Here is a 1,607-nt window from a genome sequence, read left to right as displayed (position 1 = left end):
TGACCTCGGCAACTTCCTCGATGGCCACCCCGGCCAGGTGCGGCAACAGCAACCGCACACCATGATCAACACACAGCCAGACATGATCGCAAGACCTCAGCCACCTGCCGCGCTCAGGCAACGCCGATCACGGAAAGTGGGCCAGATCCCGTAGATGACCTGTAGAACCAACCGACGCGGAAACAGCGAATCTCCCTACTCGTAAGCCTCTGGGACCACTCCACTCCCCTCCGGCGACGCAACTGCCGTTCATCCTTGCGGCGACTGCTGTCACCGCTGTCCCGTTCACGCTTTCACATTCTTCGTCAAGACCACCGTGATGTCGCTGATCACGGGGGTATTGCTCGTGATCCCGACGGTGAGCGTGTTCCTCTACTCCGCGATCGAGCACATCGACGGCAGAACAGGAGGTGCGGGCGTACGGACCTTTGCTTTGGCTTGGCGGCCCCGTCGTGATTCTCGACTACCTCTTCGCCGCAGTCGCGATCGTGGTCGACGCTATCGCCCGCAATGTCGCTGCGAAGCGTCCGGGATGAACGCGCAACTCTGCGTTCAGGAAACCGCAAGAGATCGAAACGTGCCTGACACCTTATTCACCAACTCACGGCCACGCCCGGATTCCATAACAGGACATTGCGCATGAGGACGCGGTGGACCATCAGCGTCGACGTGGTGCGCGGCGTTGAGGCTGGCCGGGCTACTGCGCCCGATGGTGGCCATCGCAGCTGGGTAGATCGGTGGACCCCTCTATTCGAGGCCGGCTGCGCGGCGGATTCGGGCCAGTGTTTGTGGATTGGGGGTGCGGGTACGCGGAATTTCCGGTCTCGGGTCGGCGTGGGGCAGTAGCTCGTCATAGCCCGGTTCACCCGGTCGGAGTTTGCGGGCGCCATCGTAGTAGGCGCCGTCTTCGGTACGTCCGTGGAACGGCACCACGATCGTTTCCCCGTCGATATCGAATATGGGCGGGCCCTCGTCCTCACGCGGGTCGGTCACGTGGTCCGAAAATTCACTCATAGTATGCCTTCAGTCTGGCGGCGACTCGCGCATCACCGTAAACGAACGCGTCGAAGTGCTCGTCACCGCTGAGCCACGCTGCGAACCCCTCGGCGAACAGCTCTTCGGCCTTATCGTAGTGCTTGTTGCGGTCGTTGTGCCGTTGGTAGATCTGCTGCACGCCGTTGTCCAGGGCCCGTTGTAATGGGTCATATCCGGACCGGCAGCGAACCACTACCCTGGGCCGAGCGGGTGCTCATCCGGGTGTGGAGCGCGCACATGGAGCAGAAGGCGCTGTTCACAGGCCCCGAAGGCGTGGAAGTTCCGGCGGGCTTGGACCGGGCTGAGACCCCCATTGGGACCACCGCGAACAGTGTCGACATCATGCTCGTCCTGCCCGTCGTCCTCCCAGAAGCACACCGGGCATATCTCGTGTCCTCCTCGTTCATCGAGTGTCAGGAACCCACAGTGAATCGCCCCGGGTTTGGTGCTCACCTTCTTTCTTGAGGAGGATGGGCACACCATGCCAGCGAAGTACGACGAAGCGACCAAGGCCAAGGCTGTCCGGCTGGTTGTCGAGCATCGAGATGATTACGACAGCGAGTGGGCCGCGA

Annotated in this window: 4 protein-coding genes; 1 reads left to right on the top strand and 3 read right to left on the bottom strand. The window is 62.0% G+C overall.

The genetic code is table 11. The features are described 5' to 3' along the window. Positions 1–410 precede the first annotated feature (410 nt). Entirely contained in the window at positions 411–536 is a 126-nt protein-coding gene (locus AB4Y89_RS24475) for a hypothetical protein (protein ID WP_442303562.1), read from the top strand. A 211-nt stretch (positions 537–747) separates the two neighbouring features. On the opposite strand, the gene AB4Y89_RS24470 is transcribed toward AB4Y89_RS24475, so the two are convergent. From AB4Y89_RS24470 to AB4Y89_RS24460, 3 genes are read right to left on the bottom strand one after another with little or no spacing between them, the layout of a single operon-like run. Further along, positions 748–1,014 (bottom strand): hypothetical protein, encoded by a 267-nt coding sequence (locus AB4Y89_RS24470; protein ID WP_442303561.1) that lies wholly within the window; start codon positions 1,012–1,014, stop codon positions 748–750. Then, positions 1,007–1,174 carry a hypothetical protein gene (locus AB4Y89_RS24465; protein WP_442303560.1) on the bottom strand — a complete coding sequence of 56 codons (168 nt, stop codon included), beginning with the start codon at positions 1,172–1,174 and terminating at the stop codon, positions 1,007–1,009. The genes AB4Y89_RS24470 and AB4Y89_RS24465 overlap by 8 nt, the downstream gene beginning before the upstream one ends. A gap of 53 nt (positions 1,175–1,227) precedes the next feature. Next, positions 1,228–1,488 carry a CPCC family cysteine-rich protein gene (locus AB4Y89_RS24460; protein ID WP_442303559.1) on the bottom strand — a complete coding sequence of 87 codons (261 nt, stop codon included), beginning with the start codon at positions 1,486–1,488 and terminating at the stop codon, positions 1,228–1,230. Between the last annotated feature and the right edge of the window lie 119 nt (positions 1,489–1,607).

The sequence above is a fragment of the Terriglobus sp. 2YAB30_2 genome, from assembly GCF_052114765.1.
In the GTDB taxonomy this organism is placed as follows: Bacteria; Acidobacteriota; Terriglobia; order Terriglobales; family Acidobacteriaceae; genus Terriglobus.
Note: the sequence above shows the minus strand (reverse complement) of the source record. Positions and strands in the feature narration are given on the sequence as shown.

Excerpts from the sequence above, each read along its gene's own strand:
- AB4Y89_RS24470 (WP_442303561.1), bottom strand. The coding sequence starts at position 1,014 with ATGAGTGAATTTTCGGACCACGTGACCGACCCGCGTGAGGACGAGGGC.